At 71.9% G+C, this 14,585-nt stretch carries 8 protein-coding genes; 2 read left to right on the plus strand and 6 right to left on the minus strand.

What is annotated here, in order from left to right; translation table 11 throughout:
* Positions 1 to 73 precede the first annotated feature (73 nt).
* From B5557_RS17535 to B5557_RS17545, 3 genes are all read right to left on the minus strand, one after another.
* Entirely contained in the window at positions 74 to 1,090 is a 1,017-nt protein-coding gene (locus B5557_RS17535; protein WP_107472600.1) for an LCP family protein, read from the minus strand.
* 190 nt (positions 1,091 to 1,280) lie between these two features.
* Entirely contained in the window at positions 1,281 to 2,648 is a 1,368-nt protein-coding gene (locus B5557_RS17540; RefSeq protein ID WP_079660379.1) for an endo-1,4-beta-xylanase, read from the minus strand.
* Positions 2,649 to 2,755: 107 nt separating this feature from the next.
* The gene (locus B5557_RS17545) at positions 2,756 to 3,814 is read right to left on the minus strand and encodes a LacI family DNA-binding transcriptional regulator (protein ID WP_079660380.1); all 1,059 of its coding nucleotides are present in this window, start codon (positions 3,812 to 3,814) and stop codon (positions 2,756 to 2,758) included.
* Between the two features lie 113 nt (positions 3,815 to 3,927).
* Between B5557_RS17545 and B5557_RS17550 the strand changes: the two genes are divergently transcribed.
* The gene (locus B5557_RS17550; RefSeq protein WP_079660381.1) at positions 3,928 to 6,246 is read left to right on the plus strand and encodes a glycoside hydrolase family 3 N-terminal domain-containing protein; all 2,319 of its coding nucleotides are present in this window, start codon (positions 3,928 to 3,930) and stop codon (positions 6,244 to 6,246) included.
* A gap of 229 nt (positions 6,247 to 6,475) precedes the next feature.
* On the opposite strand, the gene B5557_RS17555 is transcribed toward B5557_RS17550, so the two are convergent.
* Both B5557_RS17555 and B5557_RS45715 read right to left on the minus strand, forming a co-directional pair.
* The gene (locus B5557_RS17555) at positions 6,476 to 6,802 is read right to left on the minus strand and encodes a hypothetical protein (protein ID WP_079660382.1); all 327 of its coding nucleotides are present in this window, start codon (positions 6,800 to 6,802) and stop codon (positions 6,476 to 6,478) included.
* A gap of 78 nt (positions 6,803 to 6,880) precedes the next feature.
* Positions 6,881 to 13,042, minus strand: coding sequence for a DNRLRE domain-containing protein (locus B5557_RS45715; RefSeq protein ID WP_079664840.1), 6,162 nt, complete (start codon positions 13,040 to 13,042; stop codon positions 6,881 to 6,883).
* 328 nt (positions 13,043 to 13,370) lie between these two features.
* Between B5557_RS45715 and B5557_RS17565 the strand changes: the two genes are divergently transcribed.
* Positions 13,371 to 14,321 (plus strand): peptidoglycan-binding domain-containing protein, encoded by a 951-nt coding sequence (locus tag B5557_RS17565; protein ID WP_079660383.1) that lies wholly within the window; start codon positions 13,371 to 13,373, stop codon positions 14,319 to 14,321.
* On the opposite strand, the gene B5557_RS17570 is transcribed toward B5557_RS17565, so the two are convergent.
* Complete coding sequence (locus B5557_RS17570; RefSeq protein ID WP_079660384.1) at positions 14,270 to 14,581, minus strand: hypothetical protein; 312 nt, start codon at positions 14,579 to 14,581, stop codon at positions 14,270 to 14,272. The genes B5557_RS17565 and B5557_RS17570 overlap by 52 nt on opposite strands.
* Between the last annotated feature and the right edge of the window lie 4 nt (positions 14,582 to 14,585).

A 14,585-nucleotide genomic window follows, 5' to 3' on the forward strand; every position in this document is an offset into this window, starting at 1 on the left:
CGGGCCGGGTCCTTCCCGGCCTCTCACCCCTGCGTCGAACGGCGGACGGCCGGATCGACACGCTCGCCGGAATTTATTTCAGCGACCTCCACAGCGCGCTCGCCGCCGGTTCCTCGGCCACCACCCGGTTGGGGTCGAAGGGGGCCGGCACGACGGGCATCATCACCGTCCTGACGTGGTCGGCGGAGAGGTTCTTCAGGCTCTGGCCGAGTTTTGTCAGCTCGGGGAGGGAGTTCAGGCCGGTGTCCGTGGTGAGGCTGCCGGTGACGGCGTCGGCGACGGCGTAGAGCTTGGTGGGGCTGGTGAGGAGGTCGGTGGCGGCGATCTGTTCCAGGAGGGCCTTCACGAGCTTCTGCTGGAGGCCTATGCGGCCGAGGTCGCTGCCGTCGCCGATGCCGTGCCGGGTGCGGGCCAGGGCGAGGGCCCGGGCGCCGTTCAGGTGGTGGGTGCCCGCCTTGAGGTGCAGGTGGCTGTCGTCGTCGTCGATGTCCGCGTCGGTGGTGACGGTGACCCCGCCGAGCGCGTCCACGAGTTTCGCGAAGCCCGAGAAGTCGACCTCGATGTAGTGGTCCATGCGGATGTGGGTAATCGACTCGACGGTCTTGACGGCGCAGACCGGACCGCCGACCGAGTAGGCGGTGTTGAACATCGCGCCGTACGCCACGCCCGTCGAGCCGCCGTCGGCGAGCGGGCAGGAGGGGCGGGTGCCGAGGGTGTCGCGCGGGATGCTGACGACGGTGGCGGAGGTGCGGCCCGCGTCGACGTGCACGACCATCGCCGTGTCGGAGCGGGCGCCGGTGCTGTCGCCGCCGCCGAGTGCCTGGTTCGCCGCGCCGCTGCGCGAGTCCGAGCCCAGCACCAGGATGTTGACGGCCTCGGTGGGCAGCGGGACGGCGGACGCCGAGCCGGCCGGGGTGGGCGCCGGCACCGCCTTCGCGGGGCGGTCGTCGCCGAGCGCGTTGTCGATGTCGACGCTCTTGATGTTGCCGTTGAGGTGCCAGTAGGCCCAGCCGGCCGTGCCGATGCCCAGCACCAGGACGGCGGCCAGGGTGAGGCCGGCGGCCTTCAGCGCTCTCGACCGCCTGCCCACCCCCGTGCCGCCGTCCGGCCCGTTCGCGTCATGTCTCGCCACGTCTCCCGTCACAAGGCGAACATAAGTCCGAGTTGTGAGCGAAGTGTCAGGAGAGCGGACGCGAGCCGAACTTCTTCCGAAAATCTCATGATTCTCAGGACCGGATCAGCCCGGATCAGCCCGGAATCAGCCCGGAATCAGCCCGAGGTCAGCCCAGCGTCACCGTCGGCGCCGGATTGCTGCCGCTCCAGCTCGCGTTGAACCCGAACGACACCGAACCGCCGTCCGGGACCGTCCCGTTGTACGAGGCGTTCTGGCACGTGACGGCCGCGCCGGACTGGGTGCACGTGGCGTTCCAGGCCTGGGTGATCTGCTGGCCCGCGCCGTACGTCCAGGTCACCTTCCAGGACGACAGCGAGGCGCCCGAGCAGGAGATCGTCACGTTCCCGGTGAACCCGGTGTTCCACTGACTGCCCACGCCGTAGGCGGCCGTGCACGCACCCGTCGGCGGCGGAGTGGTGGTCCCGCCGCCGAGCGCCTCGGAGATGCCGTAGTACGCCGGCTTCGGCGCGTAGTTCGCGTCGTACGGCGTCGCCGCGCCCTGGCCCGGGAAGGTGCTCTCCACCCAGGAGTCGGAGTCGGTGAAGCCCCAGACGGTCATGTTCACGCAGCGGGTGACGGCGACGCAGGCGGCGGTGACCGCCTTGTAGTCGGCCTTCTGCTGAGCGAGCTTGGCGCTGTCCGAGGGCAGCGTCATCCGGATGTCCAGCTCGGTGATCGCCACGTCGACGCCGAGGTCGGCGAAGCGCTGGATGTTCTGCTGGAGGGTGGACGGCACCTGGCCGAGGATGAGGTGGGCCTGGAGGCCGACCCCGTCGATGGGAACCCCGCGCTCCTTCAGCGACTTGACCAGGTTGTACAGGGCCGTCGACTTCGCGTTCACGCCCTCCACGTTGTAGTCGTTGATGTACAGCTTGGCGGCCGGGTCGGCGGCCCGCGCCCAGGTCAGGGCATTGGCGATGTAGTCGGCGCCGAGGCCGTTGTACCAGAGGGTCGGGCGGTAGGTGCCGTCCTCGTTGAAGGCCTCGTTGACGACGTCCCAGGCGGCGAGCTTGCCCTTGTAGCGGCCGACCTCGGTGCTGATGTGGTTCTGGAGCAGCGTGCCGAGCTGGGCGGGCGTCCAGCTGCCGTTCGTCAGCCAGTTCGGGTTCTGGTTGTGCCAGACCAGGGTGTGGCCGCGCACCTGCTGGTTGTGGGCCTGGGCGAAGGCGACGATCTGGTCGGCCTCCGCCCAGTTGAAGGTGCCCTGGGCCGGCTCGACGGAGCCCCACTTCATGGCGTTGCCGGGGGTCAGCGAGCTGAACTGCGCCCCGGCGAGGTCGCCGTAGGTGCCGGTGAGCTTGGAGCCGGTGACCGCCGTGCCGATGACCTTGCCCTTGGCGGCACCGAGGTCGCGCAGGGGGGTGTCGGCGGCGTGCGACACGGGGGCCGCGACGAGCAGCGCCGCGGCGGCGGTGGCCCCGGTGACCAGTGTGGTCAGCCAGGTCCGTGCGGAGCGGGTTCTGGAGGATCTCATTGCGGGTGCCTCCGAAAGTTTCGGTCGTCCAACCGATTGACTTCGGAGGAGTGTGGAGGCGCCCATCACACCCGTCAATACGTCAACTTCCAGCCACGCCGGTTGTCTCAGGAAACGGGCGGCGCCCCCGTGCTCGTGCGCACCACCAGACTCGTCGCCAGTTCCACCCGCGTCGCCGTCGGCGCCTCCTCGGACGTCGAGCGGCCCAGTTCGAGGACCAGCCGGGCGGCCGCCTCCGCCATCTCCGTCAGCGGCTGGCGGACGGTCGTCAGCGGCGGGCCGACCCAGCGCGCCACCGGCAGGTCGTCGAAGCCGACCACGCTCACGTCCTCCGGGATCCTGAGGCCCAGTTCGCGGGCCGCTTCGTAGCAGCCGAGGGCCTGGAGGTCGTTGCCGGCGAAGACGGCGGTGGGCCGGTCGGGGCGGTAGAGCAGCTCGCGGCCGAGGCGGTAGCCGGTCTCGTGGTGGAAGTCACCGATCTTGACGAGGTCCTGCTCGACCGGCAGCCCGGCCGTCTCCAGCGCGGCCCGGTAGCCGTCGATCCGGGCGCGGCTGCACATCATCTGCGGCGGCCCGCTGATCGCCCCGATCCGCCGGTGCCCCAGCTCGATCAGGTGGCGGGTGGCGGCGAGGCCGCCCTGCCAGTTGGTGGCCCCGATCGACGGTACGTCCGCCCCCGGGTCGCCCGCCGGGTCCATCACCACGAACGGGATGGAACGGCTGGTCAGCAGCGCCCGCTGGGACTCGTCCAGGCCGGAGAGCACGAGCACGACGCCGTGCGGGCGGCGGGCGGCGACCTGGTCGGCCCAGGTCCGCCCGGGCGTGAGCCGCCCGGCGCTCTCGCTCAGCACCACGCTCAGTCCGGCGTCCCGCGCCACGTTCTCCACGCCCCGGATGACCTCCATCGCCCAGGCGCTCTCCAGCTCGTGGAAGACCAGGTCGATCAGGGGGGAGCGGGTCGCCTCGGCGCGGCGGCGCCGGTAGCCGTGGGCGCGCAGCAGTTCCTCGACGCGGGTGCGGGTCGCGGGGGCGACATCGGCACGGCCGTTGAGGACCTTCGAAACAGTCGGTGCCGAGACTCCGGCCTCGCGGGCGATCTCCGCGAGCGTCGCGGTCTGTGTCGGCCGTGCTTCTGTCCGCGTTTCCACGGGCTCCGAGGGTGTCATGGCGGCGATCGTATCCCCACGCGCCCCCTTGACGAACCCAATGGGACGCCATAGGTTCCCGGAACATTCGAAGTGCATTACGAAACATTCGAATCCTTTGGGACAGGAGTCTCATGACCACCGCCTCCTGGCGTGACCCCGCCCTGCCCGCCGCCGCCCGTGTCGACGACCTCCTCTCCCGGATGACCCTCGAGGAGAAGACCGCCCAGCTGTACGGCGTGTGGGTCGGCGCGGCGACGGACGGCGACGGAGTCGCCCCGCACCAGCACGACATGACATCCGACGCCGCCGACGACTGGGACGAGCTGATCACCCGGGGGCTCGGCCAGCTGACCCGCTCCTTCGGCACCGCCCCCGTGGACCCGGCGCTCGGCGTCCGCGCGCTGGCGCTCGCCCAGCGCCGGATCGCCGCCGCCGGCCGCTTCGGCATCCCGGCGGTCGCCCACGAGGAGTGTCTGGCCGGCTTCACCGCCTGGCGGGCCACCGCCTACCCGGTCCCGCTGGCCTGGGGCGCGGCCTTTGATCCGCCGCTGGTGGAGGAGATGGGCCGGGCGATCGGCCGCGACCTGCGCGCGGTCGGCGTCCACCAGGGTCTGGCCCCCGTTCTGGACGTCGTCCGCGACCCGCGCTGGGGACGGGTCGAGGAGACGATCGGCGAGGACCCGTACCTGGTGGGCACGGTCGGCACGGCCTATGTACGCGGGCTGGAGTCGGCCGGGATCGTCGCCACGCTCAAACACTTCGCCGGGTACGCCTCCTCGGCCGGGGCCCGCAACCTGGCGCCGGTGCGGGCGGGCACGCGCGAGTTCGCCGACGTCACTCTTCCGCCGTTCGAGATGGCGCTGCGCGAGGGCGGCGCCCGCTCGGTGATGGCGGCTTACACGGAACGCGACGGCGTCCCGGCCTCCGCCGACCCGGAGCTGCTGACCCGCCTGCTGCGCCAGGAGTGGGGCTTCACGGGCACGGTCGTCGCCGACTACTTCGGCATCGGCTTCCTGCAGACCCTGCACCGGGTCGCCGGCACCCCCGCCGAGACCGCCCGGCTCGCCCTGACGGCGGGCGTCGACGTCGAGCTGCCCACGGTGAAGTACTACGGCGAGGCGCTGGTCGCCGCCGTACGGGAGGGCGAGGTACCGGAGGAGCTGGTCGACCGGGCCGCCCACCGCGTCCTGCTCCAGAAGTGCGAGCTGGGCCTCCTGGACGAGGACTGGCGGCCCGAACCGGACGAGACCGCCGGGCCCGTCGACCTCGACCCGGCGACGAACCGCGTCCTGGCCCGCAGGCTGGCGGAGGAGTCGGTGGTCCTGCTGGACAACCCCGACGCCCTGCTCCCGCTCCCACCCGACACGCGCATCGCCGTGGTGGGCCCGAGGGCGGCGGACGCCCTCGCCATGCTCGGCTGCTACTCCTTCCCCTCCCATGTCCTTACCCGGCACCCCGAGACGGAGCTGGGCATCGAGATCCCGACCCTGCTGGAGTCCCTGCGGGGCGAACTCCCGGACGCGAAGGTCACGTTCACCGAGGGCTGCGGGGTCTCGGACCCGGACCCGTCCGGGTTCACGGAGGCCATCGCGCGCGCCTCCGAGGCGGACGTCTGCGTGGCCGTCCTCGGCGACCGGGCGGGCCTGTTCGGCCGGGGCACCTCCGGCGAGGGCTGCGACGTGGCCGACCTGAATCTGCCAGGCGTCCAGAGTGAGCTGCTGGACGCGCTGGTAGCGACGGGAGTCCCGGTCGTCCTCGTCCTGCTCACCGGCCGCCCGTACGCGCTGGGCCGCTGGGACGGGCGGCTGGGGGCGGTCGTCCAGGCGTTCTTCCCCGGGGAGGAGGGCGGCCCGGCGGTGGCGGGAGTGCTGTCGGGCCGCGTGAACCCCTCGGGCCGCCTCCCGGTGAGCGTGCCGCGCGTGCCGGGCGGCCAGCCCTGGACCTACCTCCAGCCGCCGCTGGGCCTGGCGGGCGAGGTCAGCAGCCTCGACCCGACCCCGCTGTACCCCTTTGGCCACGGGCGCTCCTACACGGCGTTCGCCTGGGAGGACTTCAGCGGCCCCGACGCGGAGATCCCCACGGACGGCTCCTACGACGTGTCCGTCACCGTCCGCAACACCGGGGATCGGGCGGGCGCGGAGGTCGTGCAGCTGTATCTGCACGACCCGGTGGCGAGCGTGACCCGTCCCGACGTGCGGCTGATCGGCTACCGGCGGCTGGAGCTGGCGGCGGGCGAGTCGGCGCGGGTGGCGTTCCGCTTCCACGCCGACCTGTCGGCGTTCACCGACCGGGCCGGGAAGCGCGTGGTCGAACCAGGCGCACTGGAACTGCGGTTGGGCGCGTCCAGCGCGGACGTGCGGGAGGTGGCCCGGCTACGGCTGACCGGACCGGTGCGCGAGGTGGGCACGGAACGGCGACTGCACTGCGACGTGGAAGTTCTGCGTAACTGAGATGCGGATGGGGGGTGCCCGCGTGTCAGAATCCGCCGACCGTCCAGCCACGTGACGGGAACGCGACAGGAAGACCATTGCGGGCACCGCACGGCGCCTGAGCCCGGCCCCCGGCACGCTGCCCGACTGCACCCGGCTGGTGCCGCTCGGAAAGCTGCGGGGGCATCGCCCGCGTTCACTATGGGCGCTGTCGGCGCCTCAGCCGTAAAGCGCGGCGCCGAAGGCAGGCTCAGCCCGTTCGTTCCTCCCCTGTCGCGAAGTAGCGTTCCACGTACTCCCCCGGCGGCAGCGTGCTCTCGCGCATGAGGGAGAACACCTCCGCGCCGTCGCCGGGCGATCCGAAGAGCCTGAACGACTGGGCCAGGCCCACGTACTCGACGCCGTCGAGGTCCTCGCAGTACTCGGCGGCCTCGGCCTCCGCCCGCTCGATCGCCTCGTCCGACGACCGGGCCGTCCACAGGGTGACGCGCTCCTCGTAGACCCCCAGGGGGCCGTGCCCGAAGACGCACCGGACGCCGTACCAGGACGGTTCGTCCGCGGTGGGGCTTGCTGACATGACTGTTCGTTTCCTCTTCTTCGGTAGGTCGGGGCCCGAAGGGGGGGCGGTCCGGCCGGACCGCCCCCCCCTTCGGGGTCAGGAGAGTGCCCAGAGCACCGCGGCCACGATGTCCACCTCCCAGAAGACGACCAGAGAGACGACGACGGCGATGATGAAGGCGAACAGTCCCAGTGCCTTCAGTACCACCCGCAGGCTGTCCGACTGCGAGCGGTTCTTCTGACCGTTGCGGCTGCCCGCGTACTTCTCGGCCTGCTCAAGCTTCTTCTTCGCCGAGTTGTACGCCTTGCGGTCGTAGGGACGGCCGTTGGCCTTGTTGTCGAGCGCCTCCTTCTCCTTCTTGCTCAGCGCCGCCGGCTTCCTCGTCGCCCGCCCGTCCAGGTCCGACTGGTTGACCGGGTCGGCCGGGTAGACGTAGGCGTTGTCGTTGCCGCCGAGGACGGGGTCGGTGGACAGGAAGCGGCCGACGGTGGGGTCGTACAGCCGCACGCCCATCAGGACGGCCCCGGTGACGGAGTCGGCGGAGCGCTGGGCCGTGCCGAGCCAGCCGTAGCGGGCGGCGGCGGTGTCGCTCTCGGCGTTGCCGTACTCGTCGTAGGACTGGGCGAGAGCCGACTGGGTGGTGTCCAGCGGCAGCTGGACGGTCACGTCGCCGTGGAGGTCGCTCAGCTGGAGCACGGCGGAGCCGGTGGCGCCGGTGAGCGCGTCCAGTTGGCCGTCGACGCCCCGCACGTTCCGGGTGACCGTGCCGCCGGTGTCCTCCGCGGTCCAGCTGGGGCTGTCGCCGTCGGCGCCGTAGTGGCTGGTCCTGACCGCGGTCTGGGTCCAGGTGCCGCTGCTGTCGGACTCGGTGGTCCAGGAGGCGAGGCGGCCGGCCGCGTCCCGGGTCCAGGTCTGCCGGGCGGTGCCGGAGGTCTGCTGCCGGACGAGGTCGTCGGCGTAGTAGCCGACGGTCGCGCCGGACGCCTGGGCCGTGGTGCGGCCGAACGCGTCGTAGACCGTGCCGGAGGTGACCAGCCGGTCGGCGCTGTCGTAGGTGGAGGAAGTGGTCGTCGCGCCCGTCGAGGTGCAGGCGGCGCCCACGTCGGCGGTCTCGGTGGCGAGCGCCGTGCGGTTGCTGTCGGCGTCGAAGGTGTAGTCGCGGCGGGTGCAGGCGCCGCTGGGGTCGGTGTCGTCGGCGCGGGTGAGGCGTCCGGCCGCGTCGTAGGTGTAGGCGTGGGCGCGGGTCCGGCCGTTGCCGTCGACGTCCGTGACGGCCTGGCCCTGGACCGACCGGTCGGCGGTGTCGGCGGCGACGACGGTGCCGTCGCTGTCCTGGCTGTAGACCCGGGAGGTCTGCGCGCCCGTCTCGTCCCGGGCGACGGTCAGGGTGTAGCCGCCGGGCAGGGACTGGGTGGCCAGCTCGCCGTCGGCGTCGTAGGTCCCGGCGAAGGCGCCGGCGACGGAGTCGGTGCGGGAGGTCTCCAGGCCCCGCGGGTCCTTGGCCGTGTCGTAGGTGTAGGTGGTGGTGGACGGGGCCGAGTCGGTTGTCTTCACCACGCGTCCGAGGGCGTCGTACGCGGACGTCGTCGTGTTGCCGGCGCCGTCGCTGTAGGAGATCTCCCTGCCGAGCTGGTCGTAGGTGTGGGTGACGGTGCCCGCGCTCGACGAGAGCGACGCGATCCGGCCGCTGCCCGAGTCGTAGGACGTCGTCACGTCGGGCACGGCCGTGCCCACGCCGCCGCTGACGGAGGTCAGCGTCGGCCGGCCCGCCGCGTCGAAGGTGCCGACGGTGGTCCGGGTGACCGAGTTCGCGGTCTCCGTCGTCTGGGCGGTGTTGCCCCAGCGGTCGTACTGGTACGTCTTGGTGGGCAGGGCGGTCGGGTTGGAGCCGCCGCCGGTGATGGCGCCGGCCGGGCCGGTGGTGCAGACGAGGTCCGCCCACTCCGGTCGCCCGTTGCAGGCGCCGGTTCCGGTGGCCGCGTAGTACGTCGTCACGGTGGCGCCCGCGTCCGAGCCGGCCGACTTCGGCAGGGTGCTCCTGGTGACACGGCCCTGGGAGTCGTACGTCGTGGTCGTCTTCAGCGCGATCCCGCTCGGGTCGACGACCGTGGACGTGGGCAGGCCCTTCACCCAGTCGTAGCCGGTGGTCGTGGTGCGCACGTCCGCGTCCGACGGGTAGCCGGCGACGTACGCGCCCACCGCCCTGGTGGTGATCTCGTCGGAGACGGTGGCCGTGCCGTCGGTCGGACGGCCCTCGTCGTAGGCGGTCACAGTGTGCTGACGGGCCGGGACCTCGGTGCCGGCCGGCAGGTCGGTGCCGCCGTTGCCCGCCTTCAGCGCCGAGGTGAGGGTCACCTCGTGCAGCGGACCGTACTCGTCGGTCTCGCGCAGGCCGTCGGAGGAGAACACCGAGGTCGTCGACAGCTGCTCGGCCCGGTCGGCCGGGGTCAGCTGGTCGATGCTCAGCGCCACCTGCTCGGCCTGGCCGGCACCGCTGGTGGCGAGCGCCAACTCGCGGTTCCCCGCAGTCAGTTCACGCACCGTGTTGCCGAAGCTGTCGTACTCGGTGGCGGCGATGTGCCCGCCGGGCGTGGCCTCGTCGACCTCGCGGCCGGAGGCGTCGGTGTAGGTGATCGTCGCCCGCTTGTAGTCGGACGCCGACAGGCTGCCGCCGGTGTTGGACGTCGGGACCGAGTCGGCCGGGAAGACGGCGGTCGCGTCGGTCGGCACATCGGTCTGCCCCCAGGCCGCCACGTCCGAGGCGCCCATGGCGTCGGGCGCGGCGGTGCCGGACAGCGGAACGTCGTAGACCACGCTGGTGGTGGCGTTCGTGCCGTCGGTCGTGCTCTTGGTGCCCGCGGTCAGGTTCGGCCGGGACGCCGACAGCAGCATGCCCGCGCCCGCGGTGGCCGCGTTGCCGGCCTGACCGTAGGCGAAGGTCCACGGCAGCTCACCGGGCGGGGTCAGGGTGGTGACGCGGCCCGCGCTGTCGTAGGCGTACGCCGTCTTCAGCGCGGGGCTGATCCGCGGGTCCCACTCCTCGCGCAGCCGGCCCGAGTTGTCGTAGGAGTACTGCGCGACGACGGTCGCGGTGGAGGCCGAGGCGCCCGGGGAGGTCGCCCACTCCTTGATCTGCTGGACCTGGCCGTTGAAGTCGCCGAAGGCCGAGCTCGTGGCCGTGGTGGAGGTCGCGTAGACGAACTCCAGCACGCGGCAGCCGGCGGTGGCGGGGGTGGCCTTGCAGGTGGTGGCGGAGGCCGCCGAGGTGGGCGCGACGACGTACCTCGGGCGGACCAGCGGGTTGGCGGAGGTGCTGCCGGGCGCCTCCTCGGAGAAGACCGTCGTGGTCGAGTCGTCGGTCGGCAGGGAGGTGCCGGACACCTCCCAGGTGAGGTCCGTCGGGCTCACCTTGGCGAACGTGGTCGTCGTGCCGTCCGCGTCCTTGAGCGTGTACGTGTCCGACGCGAGGGTGAGGGTCAGGTTCTCGGCGCCGGGCTCCGGCTTCCAGCCGCCCGAGCTGGTCTTCGTGAACCCGGTCTCGGTGCCGTCCAGGGCGACCAGGGACACGGACGCGTCCGACGTCGTGCGGATGTAGGACCAGTTCGAGTCGGCCATCTCCGCGACCGTGCCGGAGTTCCACTGGGGGCCGAAGATCGCGACCCGGCCCTTGGTGTCGGCGCCGGCCGTCGGGCGCCGCGACGACGCCGTGCGCGACACCGTCAGGTCGAAGCCGGAGGCGTCGGTCGCGGACAGCGTGAAGTCACCGGTGAGGGCGTTCACCGCGCCCGGCCCGACCTGCCGGCTCGGGGCGGTGCCCGCGTTGCGGTCCACCGTGATCGTGTGCGGCTCGGAGTACTCGGTGGTCGTGCCGTCGGTGAAGGCGGCCCGTACGTCGATCGGGCTGTCGTCGGTCAGGGACGTCGTGACGTTCCAGGTGAGCGCGGCGGGGCTGCCGCCCGAGACGGCGAGCGGCCAGGCGGAGACCGCCGAACCGTCCGACGACTTCGTGACGTCCGCGAGCGGCACGCTCTTCCAGGCGTCGGTCTCGCCGCGCCGGTACTGGTAGGTGACGCCGGTGTAGGCGGTCCTGCCGGTGGAGGTCAGGCTGACCCGGCGGGCGGCGGTGTCGCCGGCGGCCGGGGTGAGCAGACCGGCGCCGGCGCCCACTCCGAAGGCGTAGGCCGTGGCGGTGGAGGAGAGGTTCCCGCCGGAGTCGACGGTCTTGGCGTACAGCTTGTGCCAGTCCTCGCCGGGCTTGATCGTGATCGTCAGGGGATCGCCGCCCGACCCGTCCGTGGTGTCGTAGACCCGGTTGGGCGTGGCGGAGTCGTCCAGGCCCCAGGCATAGCCCATGCCGTCCGCCGAGGACGTGTCCAGGGTGCAGATGGCGCCGCCGGTGGCCTGCGCCGTCCAGGTGTTCTCCGCGTACGGGTCACAGCTGATGGTGGGCGCGGTGGGCAGGCCGGTGTTCAGCGCGAACGTCGTGTAGCCGGACCACGAACCGTAGTCGGTGTTGTCGTAGCCGCGGACGCGGAAGCGCAGGTGCTTGGCGGCGGGGAACGCGGAGGCCGAGGGGATGGTCAGCTTCGCCGTCGAACCGGACGCCACGGAGGGGGAGGTGCCGGTGTAGGTGTACGTGGTGTCCGCGTACGCAGGGTCCGGCGTGACCTCGAACTGGCCCTTCACGCTGCCGCCGTCCGCGTCCGTCACCTTCGCCGACAGCGTCGGCGTCAGGGAGGTCACGTACCGCTTGCCGTTGTAGGCGTTCACCGCCGACGGCGAGATCGCCGACGAGGCGGTGGTGGCGTACGAGTTGTAGGTGACGACGAGTTTGGGTGCGTAGCCGGTGGTGGAGTAGTTGGCGGAGCGGAAGCGGCGCCAGGTGGTGGAGTCGGTTTCGTCGGCGGCGCGGACTTGGAGGCCGTAGTTGGTGGAGCCGTCGGCCCAGGCCTGGACGATGGTCTGGAGGTTCCAGTTGGACCAGTTGGCGGGGCAGGTGGAGTCGTAGCCCCAGTGGCCGGTGTTGGTGGCCATGCCGGTGGTGGTGGTTGTGGGCTGGGCGCCCCAGGTGATGGAGGAGGAGGACCAGGTGGAGGTGATGCGGCGGGCCTGGGTGGGGGATCCGGCGGTGGAGCAGGTCGCGGAGTAGTAGTTGTACAGCGACATGGTGGCCGCGGTGATGTGTTTGCCGGTGAACTTGGAGACGTCGAACTTCAGGTACGAGTGCGCGGTGTCGGTGCCGGCGTCGTAGGTGCCCGACTTGAGTTCCTGGGAGGAGATCTGGGAGTCGGTGTAGTCGGGGTTCTGCACCCAGGTGTCGGTGGTGACGGCGAGGGTGGTGGTGGGGTCGACGGTCACCGGGTAGGTGGCGGTGGCCAGGAAGTCGGCGCTGGGGGTGAGGACGAGGGTCTGGGCGCCGTTGGCGGCGGTCTCGATCTTCGTCGCGACGCGCTGCTGGTGGGCGGACTCGCCGGAGGCCTTGTTCTTGGAGGAGTCCCACATCATGGGGGCGGGGGCTTCGGCGACGAGTTTGCCGGCCGGGTCCTTCAGGAGCAGGTGTCCGGAGGTGGCCTGGGACAGTTTCAGGCCGTCGAGGTTCATCGGGATGCGGTACGAGGCCGCACCGCCGGCGGGCTTCTGGGCGAGGCGGATGGTCTCCGAGAAGCCCTGGGCGAGGGCGCTGACGGAGAGGGTCTGTCCGCCGCCCAGGGGGTAGGAGGCGGTGTTGTCCTTCACCGACGGGGTCGGCAGCTTGCCGGACCAGCCCAGTCCGAAGGACTGCTTGCCCCGGCTGACCGAGGCGAGTTTGGTGTCGCCGCCGTCGGAGACCGCGACCTTCGCGGCCGCGACCGCCGGGGTCAGGTCGGCTCCCGTGTCGGACAGCGAGGTGTCGATGGTCTTCCACACACCCGCGACCTTGGTACGCACCGGACCGGCGAACGCGTCCGTCTCCAACTGGCCGTTCGGCAACGCATACGTCGACGAATCGGCGGTACGGTCCGCCAGCACCTCGATCCTGCGGTGCTGGAGGCGGGCCGTGAGAACGGCGGAGGCCTCGTCCGGGGCCTGGGCGGCCCCGGCGGCCTTCTTGGACGTACGACCGGTGGGGGCGGTGGCGCCCGCGCCGGCCGCGAACGACAGCCCGGTGCCCTGGTCGACGAGCACGACCTGGGCGGCGAGCACCAGCAGGACGCCGACGGCCGTGCGGCTCAGGGTCGGCGACGGCCGCCCGTATCTGTGTCTGTGTCTATGACGCATTTGGCCGATGATCACCAAGGGGTGTCGCGGGGCCTGCGCCCGGTTCAAGGGCCGCTATGGAGCGGTTATGCGGCAACTAAAGCAAGATCAAAAGAGAGCGGGCGGCCGCCGCGGCCGGGGCACAGCCACGCCCCCTTTTCGGGTTCTTCGCGCGACTTGTTCATCCTTGCCCCGGCAAAGTGAGGGTTTTCAGAGGCTTGACGGAATATCCGGGCAACTCTTACCGCATCCACCCATTGCACATGGAACCTCCCGCGAACACCGTGTGAGGAGATGCCGTGTTGAAGATATGAATAGGATATGAAGCCCGCCCCGAGAGGGACTTCACGTGAGTGAACCGCAGGGTGGCGTCTGCCCGTTGTGCGGCGCGCCCCGGGCCGCGGACGGCACCCCCGGGTGTGCCTGTGCCCGGCTCGCGTCCGACGCCCACCGCACCGCCCGCACCACGGAGGCAGCCGCCGCCGAGGACTTCGATCCGGTGCGGATCCGCCCGTTCGTCATGCTCGGCGACGACGACCAGGGTCCACAGCAGGACGGCCCCGGGTCCGAGACCACGGCCGCGCCCACCGTGACGACTTCGCCGGAGCCGGTGGAGCCGCCACCCTCCAAAGAGCCCGAAGAGTCCGAAGAGTTCGAAGAGCCCGAAGAGTTCGAAAAGAGTGCGGAAGGCGGCGGGTCCGAGGCCCGGCCGGACGTCTCCGACGGGCCTCGCCCGAACCGGCGCCGCTTACACCTGCCGGCTCTCGCGGGCGCCCTCGCTGCCGCCGTCACCGCGGCCGGGCTCGCCGCGGTCCTCCTGTACGAGGCCCCCGAACGGGAAGGCTCGTCGGCCGAGGGTGTCCGGGCGCCGGTGCCCGAGGTGACGTCCGGGGCCGCCTCGCCGGCCGGACCGACGTCCGCGCAGGCCTCACGGACACAGCCGTCGTCACCGACCGCCTCCGGCTCCCCCAGCCCGGCCTCCCCGACGCCGGAAGCCCCCACCCGCTCCGCCGTCGCACCCTCGGCCCCGTCCACCGGCACTGCCTCCGCCAGCCCCAGCGCGAGGGTCTCCACACCCCTGGTCCTGCGCCTCGGGGACTCCGGCCCCCAGGTCGTCGAGCTCCAGCTGCGCCTGCGTCAGATCGGTTACTACGGCGGTGCGGCCGACGGCGAGTACGGCCGTCAGGTCGAGAGCTCGGTGCGCACGTACCAGCTCACCCGAGCCGTCCTCCAGGACGAGTCCGGGGTCTACGGCGCAGCGACCCGGGCCTCGCTCGAAGCGGAGACGGACGAGCCCTGACACCGGCTCTCCACCGACTCGAACCGCCACCGGTGCACCGCCCGCGTCACCAACTCCGCCTCGGGCTCCGGGAGTTCGGGCAGCCCGGGATCGTCGTAGTCCGCGTCCCACCAGGTGATGACCAGGACCCGGTCCTGCGGGGCGCGGAAGGTCTCCCGGCGCAGGGGTTCGTCCGCGAGCCGCTGCGCCCGCGCCCACGCCAGCAGCGCGTCGCCCCGCCCCTCGACCGCCCGGGCCTCCCACATCAACGCGACGGTCATGACC

This window comes from Streptomyces sp. 3214.6, from assembly GCF_900129855.1.
GTDB classification, from domain to species: Bacteria; Actinomycetota; Actinomycetes; order Streptomycetales; family Streptomycetaceae; genus Streptomyces; species Streptomyces soliscabiei.

Coding starts and splice junctions, on each gene's coding strand:
- B5557_RS17555 (WP_079660382.1), bottom strand. CDS start 6,802: ATGTCAGCAAGCCCCACCGCGGACGAACCGTCCTGGTACGGCGTCCGG.
- B5557_RS17545 (WP_079660380.1), bottom strand. CDS start 3,814: ATGACACCCTCGGAGCCCGTGGAAACGCGGACAGAAGCACGGCCGACA.
- B5557_RS17570 (WP_079660384.1), bottom strand. CDS start 14,581: ATGACCGTCGCGTTGATGTGGGAGGCCCGGGCGGTCGAGGGGCGGGGC.
- B5557_RS17540 (WP_079660379.1), bottom strand. CDS start 2,648: ATGAGATCCTCCAGAACCCGCTCCGCACGGACCTGGCTGACCACACTG.
- B5557_RS17550 (WP_079660381.1), top strand. CDS start 3,928: ATGACCACCGCCTCCTGGCGTGACCCCGCCCTGCCCGCCGCCGCCCGT.
- B5557_RS45715 (WP_079664840.1), bottom strand. CDS start 13,042: ATGCGTCATAGACACAGACACAGATACGGGCGGCCGTCGCCGACCCTG.